An 18,513-nucleotide genomic window follows, 5' to 3' on the forward strand; every position below is an offset into this window, starting at 1 on the left:
GTTCTTTTCAGAATACGGCAATCTTGCTCGCTTGCTTTCAAAGCTGTGAGTTGTCGGGATACTGTGAATGTTCAAAAGGCTAAAGTCATTTCTAATTAAAGTGGTGTTGGTGCTATTAATTGCTCCAGTTGTATTAGTCGGAGCGGTAAAGTTTGTCGATCCTCCAATTTGGGGCTGGAAGCTCAGTCGCCTCATCTCACCTCCAACAAATTATCCTGACCACAGTCAGCATGAATGGGTGCCTTTATCACAAATCTCTAAAAATATGCAGCTTGCTGTGATTGCAACAGAAGACCAGAAATTCCCGACTCACAATGGTGTCGATTTTGAGTCTCTGTTTAATGTGATAGCGAATGCGGACGAAAATGGCCCATCCCGCGGAGCAAGCACGATTACCCAACAAACCGCTAAGAATGTGTTTTTGTTTCCTGCTCATTCTTATGTGCGCAAGGCTTATGAGCTTTACTTTGCACTGCTTATGGAAGCGATGTGGAGTAAAGAGCGTATTCTGGAGGTCTATCTCAATGTGGTTGAATTTGGCCCGGGCATCTATGGTGCAGAAGCCGCCGCTCAAACCTATTTTGGGCTGAGTTCAGATAAACTGTCAAAGTGGCAAGCGGCGCAACTAGCCGTAGTGCTGCCTAATCCTTATCGCATAAAAGTTTACCCGCAAAGCGACTATACTCAGCGCCGTACCCGATGGGCGGTAAGTCAAATGAGTAACTTAGGGCCTGTTGACCTTTCGAGCTAAGCGAACCACGAAAGGTTAACAGAGGGCTGGTATCGTTCAGTTGGAGAAAAATTGAACTACGCCTTAATAGCGCCAAAATGTGAGTTAATCCAAGCTTTGGGGCGTAGGGGGTTAGAATGATGTGCTCAGAATTTCGTCCATTTACTATTAGCTTGAATAAAACTAATAAGTTTGCGTGGATCACATGCGCAACCAATGGACGGAACGATGAAACTGAATCTGATCACGACGACATTATTACTTGCGTCGGCAAGCGTCATTGCCGAACCCAATATCACCATTTCAACCACAACTAATAGCCGCGACTTTCCGCTCAGCGCTGAGCAGCCTTTAGTTGTGCCGCTGACTAAAGATGGTTACACGTTAAAAATAACCGGTATTGAGGGAAACTGTACTGCTCCGGAAGAGCAAAAAATAAAGTTCAATACCCCCATTTCGTTAAACTGTGGTGAGCCGACCGAACTGCCGCTGAAAATACGTTTTACCGGAGATTACTTATTTGCCTATGATGAGCAGGCAAACACGCTTCTCTTCAAGCGAGAACCCAAGAAGGCAGCAAAAACTGAGTTTAAACGTCCTATTCCAACCGTCCAATGTGAAGTTTACCAAGGCGGCGAAGTCTCCATTGCATTGGGGGATAGTTTCCCCGATGGAACCAACTTGCGGGATGCCTACTCTGGACAGATCGTCGAAGTGAAAAATCAACAAGTCTCTCTGATGCCTGACAGCGCCTCAGGCGGTATCGTATTACTCGAGCCGATTAAGAAAACCAAACAAGCAATTCCGTTTGATTACCGAAATACCAACATCTACTTTGTGATGGTCGATAGATTCAATAACGCCGATAGCAGTAATGACAACAGTTATGGGCGTAAAAAAGACGGTAAGGAAGAAATCGGCACCTTCCACGGCGGTGATCTCAAAGGGGTGATTGAAAAGCTCGACTACATTAAGAGTTTGGGGACGGATGCCATTTGGCTCTCACCGATTGTCGAACAGGTACACGGTTTTGTTGGCGGTGGTGATAGCGGCTCGTTTCCATTCTATGCCTATCACGGTTACTGGACGCGTGATTTCACTAAGATTGACGAAAACTTCGGTAGTGAAGAAGACTTAAAAACGCTGGTGGAAGAAGCTCATAAACGTGGACTGAAAGTGCTAATGGACGCCGTTATCAACCACACCGGTTACTCTACATTAGCGGATTTACAGTTTGATGGCATTGAAGTTCTAAAGCCGGGCGCTGATTTACCTGAAAAGTGGGGAGACTGGCAACCGAAGAACGGAGAGAACTGGCACAGCTACCATCAATTCGTAGATTACCAAAGCCCTAACTGGGTTCACTGGTGGGGCGGTGATTGGGTCCGAGCTGGTCTGCCGGGATACTCTGAGCCGGGCAGCAGTGACATAACCATGTCGCTTGCCGGGCTGCCGGACTTTATTACGGAAGCAGAGCAAACAGTCACACCACCACAGTGGCTGCTTGATAACCCGGGGACGCGTGTTAAGGCGCGTGATAATTATACCGTGTCGGACTACTTAATTGAGTGGCAAACCGATTGGGTCAAACGCTTTGGAATTGATGGTTATCGCGTAGATACCGTAAAACATGTCGAAGGCGAAGTGTGGAAACGCCTGAAGAAAGAAGCGTCTCAGAGCTTAGAGCAGTGGCGTAAAGAGAACGGAAAATCGGGCCAACCATTTTGGATGATGGGTGAAGTTTGGGGACATACGGCTTATCGCAGCCCTTATTTTGACGATGGTTTCGATGCACTGATCAACTTTGATATGCAGAAGAAGCTGGATAAAGGCGCAGCCTGTTTTAGTCAAATGGCCGAAACTTACCAAAGCTATGCCGACACTATCGCCAACGAGAAAGGTTTTAACCCGGTCAGTTATATGTCCTCTCACGATACCGAGTTGTTCTTCTCACGCTTCAAAGACTACGCCATGCAGCGTAACGCAGCGAATGCACTGTTGTTAAGCCCTGGCGCTGTACAGGTCTATTATGGCGATGAAGTCGGGCGTAACATTGGCCCGTATGCAGATGATTTCCATCAAGGGACCCGCTCTGACATGGTCTGGAAGCTGACTGACGAGAAGCAAGCACTACTGAAACATTGGCAAACGCTAGGGCAGTTCCGTAAGGCCCATCCTGCAGTTGGTGCAGGTAAGCATGAAGTGATCGCTCAAGACGGAGCATACGTCTTCTCACGTACTCTTGATGGTGACAAAGTAGTGGTTGCTTTTGTAGGCAGAGAGAAACCGTAAGTCACTAGTTCAAAAAGCTAATTTTGGGTTTGAATCCAGATTGCAAAACGTCAGAGCCCTCAAACTCAGGTTTGGGGGCTGTTTTTGTTCGTCGTACTTTTCATTTCAGTAAAGACGGACCCATTAATGTTACGTTCAGACTCGCATCATTACTATTATTGCAATCGTCATAACTACTGGAGGCAATGATGACTACAGCTATGTCTTTAAAATCGGCGCCTAATGACACCGTTGATGACACGCTAAAAGTGCCAGATGAAAAAACGTTTTGGCACAAGATGAAACGATCGGTCAAGAAAGCGGGTGAAGAGCTTGCTGTGATGGGAATTAAATCCTGGCTCGCAATGACAGACGCCAATACCTCCGTGCGCCATAAAGCGATTCTTGGCGGAGCGTTAGCGTATTTCGTTCTTCCCACTGATATGGTGCCAGATGTGTTAGCCGGTGTCGGATTTACTGATGATATGGCAGCGCTCACATTGGCTGCGAACACGGTTGGTAACGCTATTACGCCAGAACATGAAGAACAAGCCAGAGCGAAGCTGAATTCAATGGCTAACGACTAAATTCCTTCCTGCTGGTGCAGTAACCCCAATCCGAAAGATTAACTGGTCAGGAAGCTGGGCTCGATAAACAAAGCCCCGATGTTTCCATCGGGGCTTTGTTTTAGACAGGATCACCGTAAAACGGTTTAAGCGTCAGCACGTTTAAGATGCACTTCTTCTTCGGCTACGCCGGCCATTGGGTCGTTGAAGCGAGCTTCATCCAATGCGCCTTCTGATTTAGCAACAATAACCGTTACAGCACTATCACCAGTAATGTTTACGGCGGTACGAATCATATCCAGTAGACGGTCAACACCCATAATTAGCGCAATACCTTCCAGAGGTAAGCCTACTTGGTTTAGTACCATAGCCAGCATTACAAGGCCAACACCAGGAACACCAGCGGTACCGATAGACGCCAGAGTCGCTGTCATGATAACCATCAGGTAGTCACCCATGGTTAAATCAATGTTGAATGCTTGCGCGATAAACGCGGTTGCAACGCCTTGCATGATTGCCGTTCCGTCCATATTCACGGTTGCGCCAAGTGGCACTGTGAATGACGACACACGGTTTTCAACGCCCATGCGGTGTTTTGCTGTTTCCATCGTAACAGGAATGGTTGCGTTTGATGATGCAGTAGAGAATGCAAACATCACAGCATCTTCCATCTTACGCAGGAAGGTGATTGGGCTAAGGCCCGTAAATCCTTTTAACATCACGCTGTAGGTAACCAGACCGTGTAACAACAGTGTGCCAGCCAGAACGATGAAGTACTCGGCCAGGTTTAGGATTGCACCCAGTCCAAGACCAGTAAACAGCTTCGCCATCAGGAAGAACACACCAAATGGTGCAAGGTTCATCAAAATAGCAACCAGCTTCATGATCACTTCATTCAAGTCTGAGAAGAATGCAGCGATGCGCTCACCTGGTTTACCAGCAGCGCTGATCGCGATACCAAATAAAACGGCAAACACGATAACTTGAAGCGTTTTACCTTCAGCCATTGCACTGATTGGGTTAGTCGGGAACATATCGATGATCACCTGACCCAAAGATGGTGCTTCGGCTGACTTAAATGAACTTACCGCAGTAAGATCAGCGCCAGCGCCTGGCTGGAACACGGTGCCCATTGTCAGAGCAAGCGTGATAGCGACCGCTGTTGTTGCAATGTATAAAGCTAGGGTTTTACCACCCATGCGACCTAAAGTAGATAGGTCTTTTAGAGAGCTAGTACCACAAACGAGTGATACAAATACCAAAGGTACTACTAGCATCTTCAAGCTGGCGACAAAGATCTGTCCGCCAACTTCAAATAATCCATTAACAATGTATGCGTCGACAAATCCGTTGTCGGCAAAAAGTGTGCGAATTGCAAATCCTGTCAAGATACCCGCCACCATACCGAAAATAACACGGCTGGTAAGCGACATCGGTTTCTTGGTATTCATGAGAACACTCCTTATAGTTATGCACTCTGAGTTCACTTCAAAGTGGCGTGCAGGTTAGCAGCGGAGTGAAAAAACGCGAAAGAAAAAACCGATTCATGGTCAGTAGATGTGACCAAGGTCACCATAAAAAATGTCACATTAACAGTTAATTAACGTATTTGCTGGTGGTAAAGGCTACTTTTTAACATATTTATCGAGTATAAAACTAATATTCATCTATTGTTACACTTCGATATTTTGTGTTTTGGTTGCATATTGAGCTGGCTATTACTCCCTTCTAAATAACTCAGGACTAAATATGCAACTAAAGCCTATGTATAATGTTCATTAATCAGTAGCAATGAGAGCAATACAAAAGTCTAATCAATAGCATTGTTCTCTGATGGATCGTTACTACATTGGAATAAGGACCCTATCAGCATTGTGCATTGGAGAGACTTGATAGCCGTATATGATCCCACTCCCAGCGGCTTTTCAGGTTGTTTTGAATGCCACCAACCCAATATAGATTCCTAGTCTCGATATGGCTCGCTGGAATGACCCGCTATGGACGTTCAGTGATTGTCAGGGCATTGGTCCGTTCAATTTACCGCTTCGCTAGCCCTTTGCTATTTAAATACGGCAAAATGTGCGGGCGAGACTCTCCGGCTAATTTTGTTGTCACTTCCTCAGACCAGGTGCTTTGCTTCTGATTACTTGAACGTGTGGCGTAGTAATCGTGCATAGTTTGGTCGTAATCCTTTATGTCTTCAAGGTTTAGAGGTTGGTACTGATTTTCGTGCACGATAACCTTCGCAGGTAAGCGAGGTTTAACTTCAGGGTCTTGCTCTGGATGGCCAAGACACATACCAAATAAAATCGCAGTATTGGCAGGTAAGCCGAGTAACTCATCAACACCCTGAGCATTATTTCTCAAACCACCAATGTATACGCCACCCAACCCCATCGACTCTGCCGCCAACAGACAATTTTGCGCCATAATGCCGGAATCAACCGCCCCGATAAGCGTTAATTCGGTAAAGTCGGCTTGAACTTGAGAGTTGATATCCGCGTGACGCTGATAATCAATGCAGAACACCAAAAATTCTGCCGCACTCGCAACGTAAGCTTGGTTACCAGCGTATTGCGCCAACTGTGCGCGCTTCTCTGGATCAGTGACTCGGATAATAGAAACGACTTGCAGCATGCTTGAAGATGATGCAGCCAGACCTGCTTGAATAATGGTGTCTAGCTGGGTTTTATCGATAGGTTGTGGGCTGAATTTTCTAATTGAACGGTGGCTGAGTATGGTTTGAATCGTGCTGTTCATGATGATTTAACATCCTTTGTTATTGTTGTCTTAATTCGTGAACTTTACCTTATCGGCATTTGATGGCTGGGTAAACTCTCTCAAAAGAAAAAGTGAGCCTTAAACTATAAGTTTTACGAGCGAGGAAGGGGAATCAGGCAAGTCGGAATAGATAGGTATATACTGACTTAAAATCAATGCATTACATCCGGTAAAAAGATGCAAGAGTTAATCGTTCACACAGTAACGGTGTTTATGGGTTTCTTTGCCATCATGAACCCTATTGCGAATATTCCAATCTTCTTGAGCTTAACCGCAGATGAAGATAAAGAGACGGTTCGCTCCATAGCACTGCGTTCCGTATTCATTGCCTTTATCATCGTGGCGGTGTTTTCAATGGCAGGAAAGCTGATCTTCGATTTATTTGGTATTACGCTGTATGCGCTGCGTATTACTGGCGGAATTCTGGTCTTTTTGATTGGTTACAACATGCTGCAAGGTGACACTACTCACCAAAAAACCAAAGAAAAGGCTTACTCTCCCGCTCAGCAACAAGCGGCGTTAAGTATTGCGGTATCACCGCTTGCGATGCCGATACTAGCTGGCCCTGGAACCATTGCAACAGCGATGAACTTTGCTACCGCAGGTGGGTTTGATCAAACCATCATTACTATTGTTTCATTTGCTGTGCTTTGTATTATCACCTACATCTTGTTCCTATTTGGCGATAAGTTAGTAAAAGCCGTTGGCCCTAGTGCGCTTAATGTAGTGACCAAAATGATGGGCCTGATATTAGCGGTTATTGGCACTCAAATGCTGATTGATGGCGCTGCGGAAGCCTATAAGAGCGTCTTCTTGTAATCCAACTATTCTTATTTGAGGTTTGGGCATTGTGACTGGTTATAATTCGCCGCCAGATTTGGCGTTGGAATAGGAATCACCTATCTAAATAATAAGAATAACCAATTGTTTCTATTGCCTTACTTTCAATACTATTTTGAAGCACAGTATTGGGGAGGAAACATGGTCAAAAAAGCAATTGTGGTTGAAGGTGGAGCGATGCGAGGCGTCTTCGCTAGTGGTGTGCTAGACGCATTTATGGAGCAAAATTACAAACCCTTTGATTTTGCAATTGGTGTTTCAGCAGGTGCATCGAATCTGATTGGTTACTTAACTGATTACCCACATCGCAGCATTAATATCATCACTAAGCTTGCAACCTGTAAACGTTTTTTCGATCCGGCCCGCTTTATTAAGGGCGGCGATCTCATTGACGTTAAGTGGTTATTTGAAGAGTCTAATCGTTTGTACCCGGTTGATGAGAAGAAGCTGTTTGATGGCATTCCGTTTTATGCAACCACTACCAATGTCGATACGGGAAAAGCGGATTACTACCGAGTCAACCGGGACAATTTTCATCACGCACTAGAGGCGACGACGGCTTTGCCCATCGCATACAAACATACGCCTTGTTTTTCTGGTGGCTGTTACACCGACGGAGGCGTTGCTGATTCAATACCAGTTCGCGAAGCTTACCGAAGAGGGGCTCGAGACATTACTGTCGTGCTATCTCAGCCGCTGAACTACGCCAAGAAGCCAGCAAAAACCACCTGGCTTACCAAGAAGCTTTTTGCAGAACATCCTAAAATGGTCGACGCCATGTTGCGCCGTGCTGAGAACTACAATGAGTCGCTGGAATTTATTCGTAATCCGCCGCAAGATGCGCGTATCCGCGTTATTGCTCCGCCTGATAATTTTCACGTTCAGCGATTATCGATGCGCCAGTCTGTGTTGCTTGAAGGTTATGAGATGGGACTTGAAGAGGGCAGAGCGCACTTGAAAAAGTTAGCAGATGCTCATGACTTAGATCGAGAGAATTGTCACTTTTGCACCTGATATCTTAAGATCGGTTTACAGACCCAGGGCCATTTGTAGGGGCGGACTCTCTCCGCCCTTTATATCTGTATATTGCCAATGAAATTATTTCGGCATAATTACCGTATCAATCACATGTATCACACCGTTTTTGGCTTTAACATCGGTGGCGGTCACATTGGCGTTGTTGACCATGACTTTATCACCCATGGTTTTTATCATAACGTCCTGCCCCTGAACGGTGGTGGCTTTATCAAGCGTTACAACGTCGGCTGCCATTACTTTTCCTGGTACCACATGATAGGTCAAAATAGCGACTAACTTGTCTTTGTTCTCTGGCATCAGGAGCATATCCAAGGTTCCTTCAGGAAGTTTTGCGAAGGCATCGTCTGTAGGGGCAAACACAGTAAAAGGCCCTTCCCCTTTGAGCGTTTCTACCAAGTCAGCGGCTTTAACGGCAGCGACAAGTGTATTGAATGATCCATTGTCAGCAGCGACATCAACAATATCGGCTTTCATCATTCCATGTTCATGCGCTTTTACTGGAAGTAGGAAAGACAGGGTCGCGATTAGCGTTGCGGCGATAGCAAATGTACGTTTCAACATAATGTGTTCCTTTTGTGTTGAGGGTACGACAAACTCCCTGGAGATGTTCTTTGCTTGTACGCGCTGCTATCGATAGACGATCAACGGATTGATGTTGTTTCAACTGACGGATTATTTGATCGATGAAGCATGTGTGGTGTTAATGAAGGGCTTAGATTGGATTGAACGGTATTGTTCTTTGAGGAGAGAATAGAAGAAGCGAGCCACTCAAATGTAGCTCGCTTTAAGCAGAAATGAATCGCTTTTATGCCTTGTTACGCTGTGCCTCTTTTTGCGCAAGCTTAGCCGCACGTCGCTCTTCACGTTGCTTCGCACTTTCGCCGCCAACGTGCTGTTCACCACGTTGATCCGCCAAAGAAATCTGCTTTTCACGCTCGCGGAATCGAGCAATTTGCTCTTCGGAGTGGGAACCATGACATTTAGGGCAGCTTACGCCTTGTTCATAGAGCTCTGACTCTTTGTCTTCTTGAGTAATGGGCAGACGGCAAGCATTACATAAGTCGTAGTCTGCTTTTTCTAGCTGATGATTGACAGCAACACGTCCGTCAAATACATAGCAATCGCCTTCCCATAGACTTTCTTCTTGTGGGACGTCTTCCAGGTACTTCAGGATGCCGCCTTCAAGGTGATAAACTTCGTCAAAGCCTTGCTCTTTCATATACGCCGTCGATTTTTCACAACGGATACCACCGGTACAGAACATCGCTACTTTCTTATGCTTAGCCGGATCCATGTTTTCTTTCACGTAGTCTGGAAATTCGCGGAAAGTGTCAGTATTTGGGTTAATTGCACCTTTAAATGTACCGATCTCAATTTCGTAATCATTGCGTGTATCGACCACAAACACTTCTGGATCAGCAATCAGGTCGTTCCAGTCTTGTGGTTTCACATAAGTGCCAACCACATGGCGAGGATCGATGCCTTCTACACCCAAAGTTACGATCTCTTTCTTGAGTTTCACTTTAGTGCGGTTGAAAGGCTGTGACTCTGCAAGTGACTCTTTATAAACGGTACCGGCGAGACGTGGTTCTGCATTTAGCCATTCAAGCAGGGTATCAATACCCGCGCGGTCCGAAGCAACAGTACCGTTGATTCCTTCACTTGCCAGCAGAAGGGTGCCACGAATCTGGTGCTTTTCCATCAGCGCAAGCAATGGTTCGCGTAGCTCTTGATAGTTACCCAGTTCTACAAACTTGTACAGCGCGCAGACAACATACTGACTCATGAGGTTTCCTTAATAAAACAGGCTTTAATAAAACAGGTGGTCGATGACCATAAAATTATAACGGCCCGGAGTATACCTGACTAAAACGGTCGGGTATACAGTTAAACCCATCGGATATCAAACAAGCATGATAATAGGCGAGTTGGAATTTGTGGATGCAGAGCGGTTGCTGATTCCCTGCAAACCTTGTAACCCTTCAAACTATCGACAAAAACTTCTCACTACTGGCGAGCTTGGGCTCGACAGAGTTGAGCGAAATTTGTACGTTTAATTGGTTGAGTCCTGGTTACTACAAAGGGCATTCAGAGCATTACCGTAAAATAATAAACACAAGTTTCAACTAAATGGTTGGCAGGGCACAGACATGCAGCAGTTTCATATCCGGCGACTTCGAGAAGAGGATATTCCACTTCTCAAACTTCTTTTGGTTGAGCTCGATACTTCGCACTATCAAGCTGAGCCTGATTTTTATCGTTCTCCACAAGAAATGGCAGAGATTAGGCGTAGCCGCAACATCTTTGAAAAATATTTCGATGGCAGTATCACTGCATTTGTTGCTTGTTCACACCGTAAAGTGGTGGGGTTTATTTCTGGAACCACTCGTGAACTTAATTCCATCATTTCACCCGAAAAATACGTAGGCTTTATTAATGAGCTCGTGGTATCAGAAAGCCATCGAAACTTGGGCATTGGCTTGTCTTTGATGGATAAAATGGAAAGTGCGCTTTCCAGTCAGGGGGTTGAGGAGATTGGGTTGTCTGTCGCCTCGTTTAACTACGAAGGTGAAGATTTTTATCACAAAATGGGTTATCGAGTGATGACTAAGTCGATGACAAAACGGATAAAAGATTAGCGGACTTATCGACTCCCCGTCACAAAACAGAAAAACGCCTTTTGATTGGGAAAAGGCGTTGATACTTTGTCGCGGCCAGCTTATTAAACCAAAGTCGCAGCGGTCTGGTTACCCATGGCTATTAACGTATCCAGAATGCGTTCACCGTCCGCACGAAGGCCGTTGTGTTCATATTCGTTGGTGATCCATGCTTTTGCATTCGGTATAGAAGCGAGTGTTTCTCGGCTGATATCCATTTCCACAAACATATCATCGGCGTATACCGCGCAGCTTACCGGGACCTTGTTCATTGCCAGCAGGTTCTGATCATAAAGTGGTGACCAATTCTCTTTGCTTGCCAGTATTTCAGCAGCTTCTTTCAGTGGCTTTAGGTTGGTGTATTGGTCAAACATCCATGGGAAAACCATTTCCCCGGTAAAGTAGAAAGGTTGGCCTTTTTTATAGTTAAACGCCGGGTTTGACTGACGTACTCGGTGTGCACTCCAATTTGAAGCAAAGCCCTGGCAGTATATAGACTCGTGCAAAATGGCGTAAATAGGGTTGGTTTGGAAGTTTTGCTGCGCCAGCATGTCACTCAAAAATTCGTAACGTAGCTGTGTTTTTCCATTTACCTCGATTAGTGCGCTCTCCAACCAGTAATAGGTTGGCAGGAAGGTATCGCTGACGCCAAAATTAATACCAATTTGTTGGAACTGCTCAACCGTAAATCGTTGCCCGTTTGGCAGGAATTCCTCATTCTCTAGCAGGTGTTCGGCAATGGTCTGGCAAAGCTGTTGTGCTTTAGGAAATTGCTGAAAGAACGCCTGGTTTTTATCCATCGTACGTTTAAACGTGGCTTGATAGACATCGTCAGGGTGACGCGAAACAGATGGCACGCCACCAGTAATGTAGCTTCGGGTCAGACTTTCAGGGAACATTGATAAATAGGTTAAAGAACAAAAGCCACCGAAGCTTTGACCTAAAATCGCCCATTTAGCTACACCAAATTGCTGACGTATAAATTCAGCATCACGCACAATATTATCGGCACGAAACAGAGTTAGGTATTCCGCCTGCTGTTGTGGTGTCAGATGTGCCAGCGTTTGATGATTGATTACCGAGCTGTTGCCAGTACCACGCTGATCAAGCAGTAATACTCGGTACTCTTGAAGCGCTCTTTTTATCCAGCCGTTGTGGCCATTTTGACGGGGAGAAGGAAAGCCCGGACCACCTTGTAGATACACCAGCCATGGCTTTGTTGAATCCTCGTCTCCCACCAGGCAAACCGAGCGAGCGAAGACTTCTATGCTGCCTTTACTCTCATCTTGATAATCCAGTGGGACATGAAATATATGGGGAGTGTAGTGCAATCCTGCGTCGATAAATGATTGAGCATTCATTGTTATTTTTTATATCCTTGTTGGGTTCAGCATCTAGTAGACCTTACGCTCGTTACTTTACTTGGAAATGGGTGATTAACCAAGAATCCGCCGCTGAGTCGGTCAAACCTGAGCCATTAAGCCTCTTTTGTAAAATCAGCGTAAGTTCAAGAAAATGAAACGATTAGCGACTGGTGCAACTGGTTGAGTGAGCTATGCTAATTAGAGTTGCTATAAAGTGCAGTGCAAATCGTGGAGGATGTTGAATGAAAGTGTCACTGGCTCGATGGATTATCGTGACTTGTTTAGTGAGCGTGCCTGCCTTTGCAGTGGTTACGCCAAACCCACCTCAGTTACAGGCAAAAGGGTATGTGTTAATGGACTTTCAGTCGGGGGCCATTATCGCGGAACAGAACGGGAGAGCTGGATTAGCACCTGCAAGTTTAACCAAACTCATGACTGCGTATGTTGTGGGTCAGGAAATCAAAGAAGGTCGGCTCAATTGGGATGATTTAGTGACCGTCAGCGAAAATGCGTGGTCAGAAAAATTCCCCGGCTCATCAAAAATGTTTATCCAACCGAAAGACGAAATCAGCGTTGCGAATTTAATGCGCGGTGTCATTATTCAATCGGGAAATGACGCATGTGTTGCGCTTGCTGAACACGTGGCAGGCAGCGAGCGCGGATTTGTGGCACTGATGAATGGCTGGGCAGAAAAGCTCGGACTTCAAGACACGTATTTTGTGAATTCTCACGGGCTTGATAGTGAAGGGATCCAAACCTCTCCTATCGATATGGCAACCTTGATGAAATCGATCATCAATGATGTTCCTGATGTCTATGCGCTTTACAATGAAAAGGTGTTCAAGTGGAACGATATTACCCAATACAACCGCAATAAGCTGTTGTGGGATAATTCGATAAGAGTGGATGGTGGTAAAACAGGTTACACCAGTAATGCAGGTTATAGTCTGGTCAGCTCAGCCACTGAAGGTAAAATGCGTCTGATCTCGGTTGTGATGGGAACACCTAGTCCACAAGCACGCATCAGTCAGTCTAAAAACTTGCTGAGTTATGGCTTCCGCTTTTATGACACCAAGAAGGTGGCCACACAAGGACAGGTGGAATCGAAGGTTAAAGTTTGGAAAGGCAAGGTGAGTGAAATAGAAGCGAGCTTTCCGGAAGATGCCTATTTGACCTTACCTCGAACAATGACGGCCGGTTTGGACAAGAGTGTTGAGATGAACGACCCTTTAGTGGCGCCAATTGAGCAAGGCCAAGTGGTTGGTAAAGTCGTATGGAAAAATAACGATGAAACCGTCGCCAGCTATCCATTAGTCAGTAACCAAGCGGTTGAACCCGCCTCGTGGTTTGGTCAAATTTGGGACAGCATTGTTTTGTGGGTGAAATCGTTCTTTAAGTAACTCGGGTCCAGGTTAATTGTTCAGGAAGTATAGACTGCAGCCCGCTTTTAGTCGGGCTGTTTTTAGTCTGAGACAAATAACAGTTGGGGTTCACGTTGGTTTCAGTTAGATTAGCCCGCCAAATCGCTTATAACTTGTTGGATTGAAATCATGAGCAACGAACAACCGAATAACCCACTACACGGGTTGAGTTTAGAAAAAATTGTTACCCGTTTGGTTGAGCACTTTGGGTGGAACGGCATGTATGAACGTATTCGTGTTAACTGCTTTAAAAAAGATCCGTCTATTAAGTCGTCGTTAAAGTTTCTGCGTAAGACGCAATGGGCCAGAGATAAAGTTGAAGCACTCTACATCGAGACGTTTTGTTAAGAGGCCAACATAAGGCAATGATTCCCGAACGCGACGAATGAGCGCAATCGGGAACCTTAACATCAAGATCACTCCAGGTGGTGAGTACTTCCTACCGTTGCCTCCAGTTCCAGAATCGACTTACGGACCTTGTCTGGAATCTCGGTCTTAGTATTATTTTTAAAATCGAACATCACGCCTGTTGCGGTAGCCACGGTGACCACTTTTCCCCACTTCTTACTAAATACCTGATACTCCATCGTCATGCGGTCTCCCTGCATATCGATTACTCGTGAGCCAACCAGCAGAGTGTCCGGGTAAGTTACAGGTAACTTGTAGCGACACTGAGTTTCACTCAAAACAGGGCTAATTTGCGAGGTTTGTAGATCAACGAGCAAATTAATCGCTTCAAAATAATCCAAACGCGCGGTCTCGAAGTAACGAAAGTAGACGACGTTGTTAACATGTTGCAAGGCATCCATCTCTCCCCAAGCGACTCTGATTTCTGTAACGACGGGGAAGTCCTTTAGTTGTGTGTCCATTTTCTTTGTTCCTTTTCATCAACGTTGCCACAAATTGTGAGGTTACTTATTAATCTGAGTATTTATTCTAGATGTAATTCTTTAAGATGTAATAAAATTGTTCTCTAAATGTGAAATGAATTGGCTCACTATGTAAAGTTAGAACTTTACATAGTGTCGTTGGAAGCGTAAGTTTATTTGAGAGTAGCAAAAAGGGAGATGTCTCATGGCAGAACTGAAAAACTTCAATCTCGCCAGAGTTGAGAAGCGAATAGACTGGACAGAAGATCTGTTCAGCTTACGAGTATCTGGCGCTCCACTTTCCTTTAAAGCTGGTCAATTTACCAAACTCGCGCTGTTAGATGACAGTGGAAACCTCATCAGCCGTGCCTACTCAGTAGTGAATGCACCGAGCGAACAGTTTGACTGGTTAGAGTTTTTGATTGTCGCGGATCCGCAAGGACAATTGTCGCCGAAACTGCAAAAGTTGAAGACTGGCGATAGTATCTATGTGGGTGAGACGGCCCACGGCGACTTGATCCATGATACGATTCCAAAACAAGCCCATGATCTTTGGTTGCTTTCAACGGGGACGGGGATTGGGCCATTCTTGTCATTATTAGACGACATCAATCTGCTCCCGCACAACGAGAAGATTGTATTGGTTCATGGTGTGCGGTACGAAAAAGACCTCGTGTATAAATACTTAATTGAACACCTGGAGCAACGCTACGAAGGCCGCTTAAAGTATGTGCCTGTCGTTAGCCGAGAAACGGTGGAAGGGAAGCTGCAAGGCCGAATTCCAGACTTTATTGCATCCGGAGAGCTTTCAAATCAAGCCGATGTAGAGTTTTCACCTAACAGCAGTTTTGTCATGCTGTGTGGCAATCCAGAAATGATTAAAGACACCCTGCCGGTGTTACAAGAGCGTGGTTTAGAGAAGTTTCGAGCTAAGACTGGCGGTAACATCATTTACGAACGTTACTGGTAAAGCTGGAAATGGTAAGGTTCAACCATAGAGTTGATTACAAAACGAAAAAGCCACACCAGATGCCAATCACTTAACGATTTCATCTGTGTCATTCCAGCGAGCTCTAGCGAGACTAGGAATCTAATAGCAGCGCGCTGAGCAGTTAAGGAAATAATTTCGGCCATAAAGTGCGCGGAAATTAGATCCTGAATCACACTCCTTCGTCGTTGTTCAGGATGACTGGAGGCTTAAAGACGCCGTTAGCTGCTAAACGAACGGCATTTACATTAGATGTGGCTTTTAAACTCAGAAAGACCAAACGTTATTGTTGGTTGATATACGCTTTGAAGCGAGCTTTGGTTTCTGCGTCCGCTTTTTGGTACCAGAAGTGCAGCATTTCTTCGGCGGTTGAATCTGCTTTTGCCGCCGCTCGTGCTCGCTTCATATCCTCAGGGATTTCTGCTGGTAAGGTCATTGGCTGAACCATCGCTCCTGCAACAGCAATTGCTGCCACGCCGCCAGTTCGGTTGTAATCTTCTACTTCGCGAACATAATCACGACCAATCTGCATACCTTCTTTGATAAGCTTGTCTTGCTTAACGGCAATCGCGTTGCCAGATGCATCAACCAGTTTCCAGTCTAAGTCTTTGATGTTGTCTTCTGCATCATTCAAGTTGCGGTACTCTGGAAGTTGAAGCGCCAGTTCAGAGTCTGAAGCCGTAAAGCTGGTGACGATAACGTCGCTTTCAACACTGACGCGGTCATTGCCCTGGTTGAAAAACGGCGAAAATCGGAATACGACCTGGTTGACACCATCAGGGAGTGTCATTGTTCTTTCAGAAGCAAAAAAGCCGCCATCCAGTTTTACTTTTTCACCGTTTGCAGCGAGTACTGAAACGTCGTCAGGAACACTAACGGTTACGTCAGCAAATGCCATGCTGCTCATTGCCAGAGCGAGCGCGCAAGTTAAAGGCTTGATCAATTTCATTGTTTTTATCCTAAGCACTATTTTTTAGTAGTGAGCATCGAGAGTGCATCGTTATGCGTTTGATTGCAACAATCAAGTGTAATAAGTATGAAAATTTAACATTAGTTTCATTTTTGATCGTTAGTCAGATCAAAATATGACCTCAAAAAACAAACCGCTGCAATGCAACGGCTTGTAATATTCATGAGTGCCGATTTAAGTTCTGATGAACTTAAATGCCTGCACCGTTGCCAGACTCACTTTGTTCTCCTGACTCATCAAGTAGCTCGGCCATTTCCTCTTGCTGTTGGGCTTTCTCAATGCTTAGCCACCAAACAAATAACTCATACCAAATAGAAAGAATAACCGCGCCAAGGAAGAGACCGACGATGCCGTAGAAAAGCATACCGCCGATGGCACCAATCAGGATAATTGGCATCGGAGTGTCCACGCCTCGGCCCATAAGCATTGGTTTGAGTAAGTTTTCAGAAAGCGCACCAACGATAGCCCAAACGGTAAACAAGGTCGCTGTGGTGCTGTCTTGGGTCATGTACATGTAGCCAATCACAGGCAACACGGCAAGAAGAGCTGGTAACTGAGCGATACATAAAATCATCAGTATCAAAGTCAGTAAGCCTGCGGCAGGCACGCCAAATACGAAGAAGCCCGCACCAATCAGCAACGCTTGAATGGCCGCGACACCGACAACGCCAAGTAGCACGCTCTTAATCGTTGCCGCAATCAGTGTTGCCCAGCTTTTGGCATTGTCACCTGCGGTACGAATGGCAATTGTGGTAAGACCCGATGCCAATGACTCTGAGTAAGTCATAAAACCAGCGGCAATCGCCAGAGATAAAATAGAAAGTAATACACTACCCAGAGCGCCACCCATCATGCCAAGCAGGGAAGTTAATGCTGACTTAATCTGAGGCATAAAGGTTTGAATGGCTTGCTCTAAATTCGTTGAGAAAAGTGTCCAGGTGTCATAGAGCTTACCACCGACAAGTGGCCAGTCTGCAACTGATGGTTTAGGTCCTGGTATTTTGACATTACCACTCTGAAGTACTTGCAGAGCGTGGGTTGCACCATCGTAAATAGAACCCGATACCATAACGAGTGGGGTTACTAATAGAGCGATACCGAGCAAAGCAATGGTGGTTGCTGCCAAACCCCGCCTGCCACCATAGGCTCGTTGCAGCCTTTTAGTGACGGGTAAAAGTGCCACTGCAATGATTGCCCCCCAAATAACGGGAAGGATGAAAGGCTTGATAATGTCGTACGTAAACATAAACAATACGAAGATCAAGCCAATACGTATTGCCGATTCCACCATATTACTGATGAAAATCTTACTTTCATTTCTTTCCGATGATTTATCCATTTTTATTTACCTGATGATCAATGTTGGAACTGACGAGGCTAGAAACCACAATAGCCATATAAAACACACCTGTAATGGCCTCTAAATAAACGATGACTTGAGCCAACGGAGTCAGAGGACTGATATCGCCATAACCAAGAGTGGTCAGGGTGACGAAACTGAAATATGCCGCATTGGAGAAGTTTTGGCCCCAGGATATCGCCTCCATGCCGGTGAAAGCCTGTGGTGAAAACTCCAGTAAAATGAGGTAGGCGATGGCCCACATCAAACCCAGCAACAGGAACAACGCAACAGACCCAATGACTTTGTTACTGTTGACGTGACCAGTAAACAGGATTTGTCTTGCAATCGATTTAAAGGTGCCAAAGAAAAACGCGAAGGTTAATGCGAGCATCACGACGTTCATTTCTTGGATATGAAATATCGTTTTTATTACGATGACGATCACCCATACAGCAAAAAGGGTGTAAAGAAATCGAGACCAGGTTTTATCAAATCGCAGACTGGCGAAGCAGACGATAAATGTGATTACCGTACATGCTTGTAAAATATGTTCTATGGCCCCTTCATTCACCATCTGGACGGACGCACTGCCAATCAACAAAACGATGAGTGACAGTGTGAGATAGAAGAAGTTGTTTTCTTCATTAATATTTTTGAGTTTTTTACCAATGACCAT

Annotated in this window: 18 protein-coding genes; 9 read left to right on the forward strand and 9 right to left on the reverse strand. The window is 45.4% G+C overall.

What is annotated here, in order from left to right:
* Positions 1-67: 67 nt before the first annotated feature.
* The 3 genes from mtgA (at position 68) to RXX31_RS11985 (ending at position 3,588) form a co-directional block, all read left to right on the forward strand.
* Positions 68-751 carry a monofunctional biosynthetic peptidoglycan transglycosylase gene (mtgA, locus tag RXX31_RS11975; RefSeq protein WP_317589609.1) on the forward strand — a complete coding sequence of 228 codons (684 nt, stop codon included), beginning with the start codon at positions 68-70 and terminating at the stop codon, positions 749-751.
* A gap of 207 nt (positions 752-958) precedes the next feature.
* Complete coding sequence (locus RXX31_RS11980) at positions 959-3,022, forward strand: alpha-amylase (protein WP_317589610.1); 2,064 nt, start codon at positions 959-961, stop codon at positions 3,020-3,022.
* Positions 3,023-3,210: 188 nt separating this feature from the next.
* The gene (locus tag RXX31_RS11985) at positions 3,211-3,588 is read left to right on the forward strand and encodes a YkvA family protein (protein WP_317589612.1); all 378 of its coding nucleotides are present in this window, start codon (positions 3,211-3,213) and stop codon (positions 3,586-3,588) included.
* Between the two features lie 125 nt (positions 3,589-3,713).
* Here RXX31_RS11985 and RXX31_RS11990 read toward each other — a convergent pair whose 3' ends face one another.
* Both RXX31_RS11990 and nfsA read right to left on the reverse strand, forming a co-directional pair.
* Complete coding sequence (locus tag RXX31_RS11990) at positions 3,714-5,018, reverse strand: dicarboxylate/amino acid:cation symporter (protein ID WP_317589614.1); 1,305 nt, start codon at positions 5,016-5,018, stop codon at positions 3,714-3,716.
* A gap of 586 nt (positions 5,019-5,604) precedes the next feature.
* Positions 5,605-6,327 carry an oxygen-insensitive NADPH nitroreductase gene (nfsA, locus tag RXX31_RS11995; protein ID WP_317589615.1) on the reverse strand — a complete coding sequence of 241 codons (723 nt, stop codon included), beginning with the start codon at positions 6,325-6,327 and terminating at the stop codon, positions 5,605-5,607.
* Positions 6,328-6,525: 198 nt separating this feature from the next.
* Here nfsA and RXX31_RS12000 point away from each other — a divergent pair, with 198 nt between their 5' ends.
* On the forward strand, positions 6,526-7,167 hold the full coding sequence (locus RXX31_RS12000) for a MarC family protein (protein ID WP_317589617.1): 642 nt from the start codon (positions 6,526-6,528) through the stop codon (positions 7,165-7,167).
* Positions 7,168-7,329: 162 nt separating this feature from the next.
* Entirely contained in the window at positions 7,330-8,202 is an 873-nt protein-coding gene (locus RXX31_RS12005; RefSeq protein ID WP_317589619.1) for a patatin family protein, read from the forward strand.
* An 84-nt stretch (positions 8,203-8,286) separates the two neighbouring features.
* Here the strand turns inward: RXX31_RS12005 and RXX31_RS12010 are convergent, their stop codons facing one another.
* Both RXX31_RS12010 and RXX31_RS12015 read right to left on the reverse strand, forming a co-directional pair.
* Positions 8,287-8,787, reverse strand: coding sequence for a fasciclin domain-containing protein (locus RXX31_RS12010; RefSeq protein ID WP_317589620.1), 501 nt, complete (start codon positions 8,785-8,787; stop codon positions 8,287-8,289).
* Positions 8,788-9,031: 244 nt separating this feature from the next.
* The gene (locus tag RXX31_RS12015; protein ID WP_317589621.1) at positions 9,032-10,012 is read right to left on the reverse strand and encodes a rhodanese-related sulfurtransferase; all 981 of its coding nucleotides are present in this window, start codon (positions 10,010-10,012) and stop codon (positions 9,032-9,034) included.
* A gap of 364 nt (positions 10,013-10,376) precedes the next feature.
* Here RXX31_RS12015 and RXX31_RS12020 point away from each other — a divergent pair, with 364 nt between their 5' ends.
* Complete coding sequence (locus tag RXX31_RS12020) at positions 10,377-10,865, forward strand: GNAT family N-acetyltransferase (RefSeq protein ID WP_317589622.1); 489 nt, start codon at positions 10,377-10,379, stop codon at positions 10,863-10,865.
* 83 nt (positions 10,866-10,948) lie between these two features.
* On the opposite strand, the gene RXX31_RS12025 is transcribed toward RXX31_RS12020, so the two are convergent.
* Positions 10,949-12,244 (reverse strand): alpha/beta fold hydrolase, encoded by a 1,296-nt coding sequence (locus tag RXX31_RS12025; protein WP_317589624.1) that lies wholly within the window; start codon positions 12,242-12,244, stop codon positions 10,949-10,951.
* 245 nt (positions 12,245-12,489) lie between these two features.
* On the opposite strand from RXX31_RS12025, the gene RXX31_RS12030 reads away from it, so the two are divergent.
* Positions 12,490-13,647, forward strand: coding sequence for a D-alanyl-D-alanine carboxypeptidase family protein (locus RXX31_RS12030; protein WP_317589627.1), 1,158 nt, complete (start codon positions 12,490-12,492; stop codon positions 13,645-13,647).
* A 150-nt stretch (positions 13,648-13,797) separates the two neighbouring features.
* Positions 13,798-14,016: a VF530 family protein gene (locus RXX31_RS12035; RefSeq protein ID WP_317589629.1), complete on the forward strand. Its 219-nt coding sequence runs from the start codon at positions 13,798-13,800 to the stop codon at positions 14,014-14,016.
* Positions 14,017-14,084: 68 nt separating this feature from the next.
* Here the strand turns inward: RXX31_RS12035 and RXX31_RS12040 are convergent, their stop codons facing one another.
* The gene (locus RXX31_RS12040) at positions 14,085-14,537 is read right to left on the reverse strand and encodes a thioesterase family protein (RefSeq protein ID WP_317589630.1); all 453 of its coding nucleotides are present in this window, start codon (positions 14,535-14,537) and stop codon (positions 14,085-14,087) included.
* A gap of 205 nt (positions 14,538-14,742) precedes the next feature.
* On the opposite strand from RXX31_RS12040, the gene RXX31_RS12045 reads away from it, so the two are divergent.
* The gene (locus tag RXX31_RS12045) at positions 14,743-15,507 is read left to right on the forward strand and encodes a ferredoxin--NADP reductase (RefSeq protein ID WP_317589631.1); all 765 of its coding nucleotides are present in this window, start codon (positions 14,743-14,745) and stop codon (positions 15,505-15,507) included.
* Between the two features lie 301 nt (positions 15,508-15,808).
* Here the strand turns inward: RXX31_RS12045 and RXX31_RS12050 are convergent, their stop codons facing one another.
* From RXX31_RS12050 to RXX31_RS12060, 3 genes are all read right to left on the reverse strand, one after another.
* Complete coding sequence (locus tag RXX31_RS12050; RefSeq protein ID WP_317589633.1) at positions 15,809-16,474, reverse strand: DUF2057 family protein; 666 nt, start codon at positions 16,472-16,474, stop codon at positions 15,809-15,811.
* Between the two features lie 211 nt (positions 16,475-16,685).
* Positions 16,686-17,834, reverse strand: a complete 1,149-nt coding sequence (locus RXX31_RS12055) for an AI-2E family transporter (RefSeq protein WP_317589634.1) — start codon at positions 17,832-17,834, stop codon at positions 16,686-16,688.
* Positions 17,827-18,513 (reverse strand): potassium channel family protein, encoded by a 687-nt coding sequence (locus RXX31_RS12060; RefSeq protein ID WP_317589635.1) that lies wholly within the window; start codon positions 18,511-18,513, stop codon positions 17,827-17,829. Before RXX31_RS12060 ends, RXX31_RS12055 begins: the two co-directional genes overlap by 8 nt.

The sequence above is a fragment of the Vibrio sp. EA2 genome (genome assembly GCF_033042495.1).
GTDB lineage: Bacteria > Pseudomonadota > Gammaproteobacteria > Enterobacterales > Vibrionaceae > Vibrio.

Bases quoted from the DNA above. Each gene is read 5' to 3' on its own strand.
- RXX31_RS12060 (WP_317589635.1), bottom strand. From the start codon at position 18,513: ATGGTCATTGGTAAAAAACTCAAAAATATTAATGAAGAAAACAACTTC.
- RXX31_RS12005 (WP_317589619.1), top strand. From the start codon at position 7,330: ATGGTCAAAAAAGCAATTGTGGTTGAAGGTGGAGCGATGCGAGGCGTC.
- mtgA (WP_317589609.1), top strand. From the start codon at position 68: ATGTTCAAAAGGCTAAAGTCATTTCTAATTAAAGTGGTGTTGGTGCTA.
- RXX31_RS12050 (WP_317589633.1), bottom strand. From the start codon at position 16,474: ATGAAATTGATCAAGCCTTTAACTTGCGCGCTCGCTCTGGCAATGAGC.
- RXX31_RS12035 (WP_317589629.1), top strand. From the start codon at position 13,798: ATGAGCAACGAACAACCGAATAACCCACTACACGGGTTGAGTTTAGAA.
- nfsA (WP_317589615.1), bottom strand. From the start codon at position 6,327: ATGAACAGCACGATTCAAACCATACTCAGCCACCGTTCAATTAGAAAA.
- RXX31_RS11980 (WP_317589610.1), top strand. From the start codon at position 959: ATGAAACTGAATCTGATCACGACGACATTATTACTTGCGTCGGCAAGC.
- RXX31_RS12025 (WP_317589624.1), bottom strand. From the start codon at position 12,244: ATGAATGCTCAATCATTTATCGACGCAGGATTGCACTACACTCCCCAT.
- RXX31_RS12015 (WP_317589621.1), bottom strand. From the start codon at position 10,012: ATGAGTCAGTATGTTGTCTGCGCGCTGTACAAGTTTGTAGAACTGGGT.
- RXX31_RS12020 (WP_317589622.1), top strand. From the start codon at position 10,377: ATGCAGCAGTTTCATATCCGGCGACTTCGAGAAGAGGATATTCCACTT.
- RXX31_RS12000 (WP_317589617.1), top strand. From the start codon at position 6,526: ATGCAAGAGTTAATCGTTCACACAGTAACGGTGTTTATGGGTTTCTTT.
- RXX31_RS12010 (WP_317589620.1), bottom strand. From the start codon at position 8,787: ATGTTGAAACGTACATTTGCTATCGCCGCAACGCTAATCGCGACCCTG.
- RXX31_RS12055 (WP_317589634.1), bottom strand. From the start codon at position 17,834: ATGGATAAATCATCGGAAAGAAATGAAAGTAAGATTTTCATCAGTAAT.
- RXX31_RS12045 (WP_317589631.1), top strand. From the start codon at position 14,743: ATGGCAGAACTGAAAAACTTCAATCTCGCCAGAGTTGAGAAGCGAATA.
- RXX31_RS11990 (WP_317589614.1), bottom strand. From the start codon at position 5,018: ATGAATACCAAGAAACCGATGTCGCTTACCAGCCGTGTTATTTTCGGT.
- RXX31_RS12030 (WP_317589627.1), top strand. From the start codon at position 12,490: ATGAAAGTGTCACTGGCTCGATGGATTATCGTGACTTGTTTAGTGAGC.
- RXX31_RS12040 (WP_317589630.1), bottom strand. From the start codon at position 14,537: ATGGACACACAACTAAAGGACTTCCCCGTCGTTACAGAAATCAGAGTC.
- RXX31_RS11985 (WP_317589612.1), top strand. From the start codon at position 3,211: ATGACTACAGCTATGTCTTTAAAATCGGCGCCTAATGACACCGTTGAT.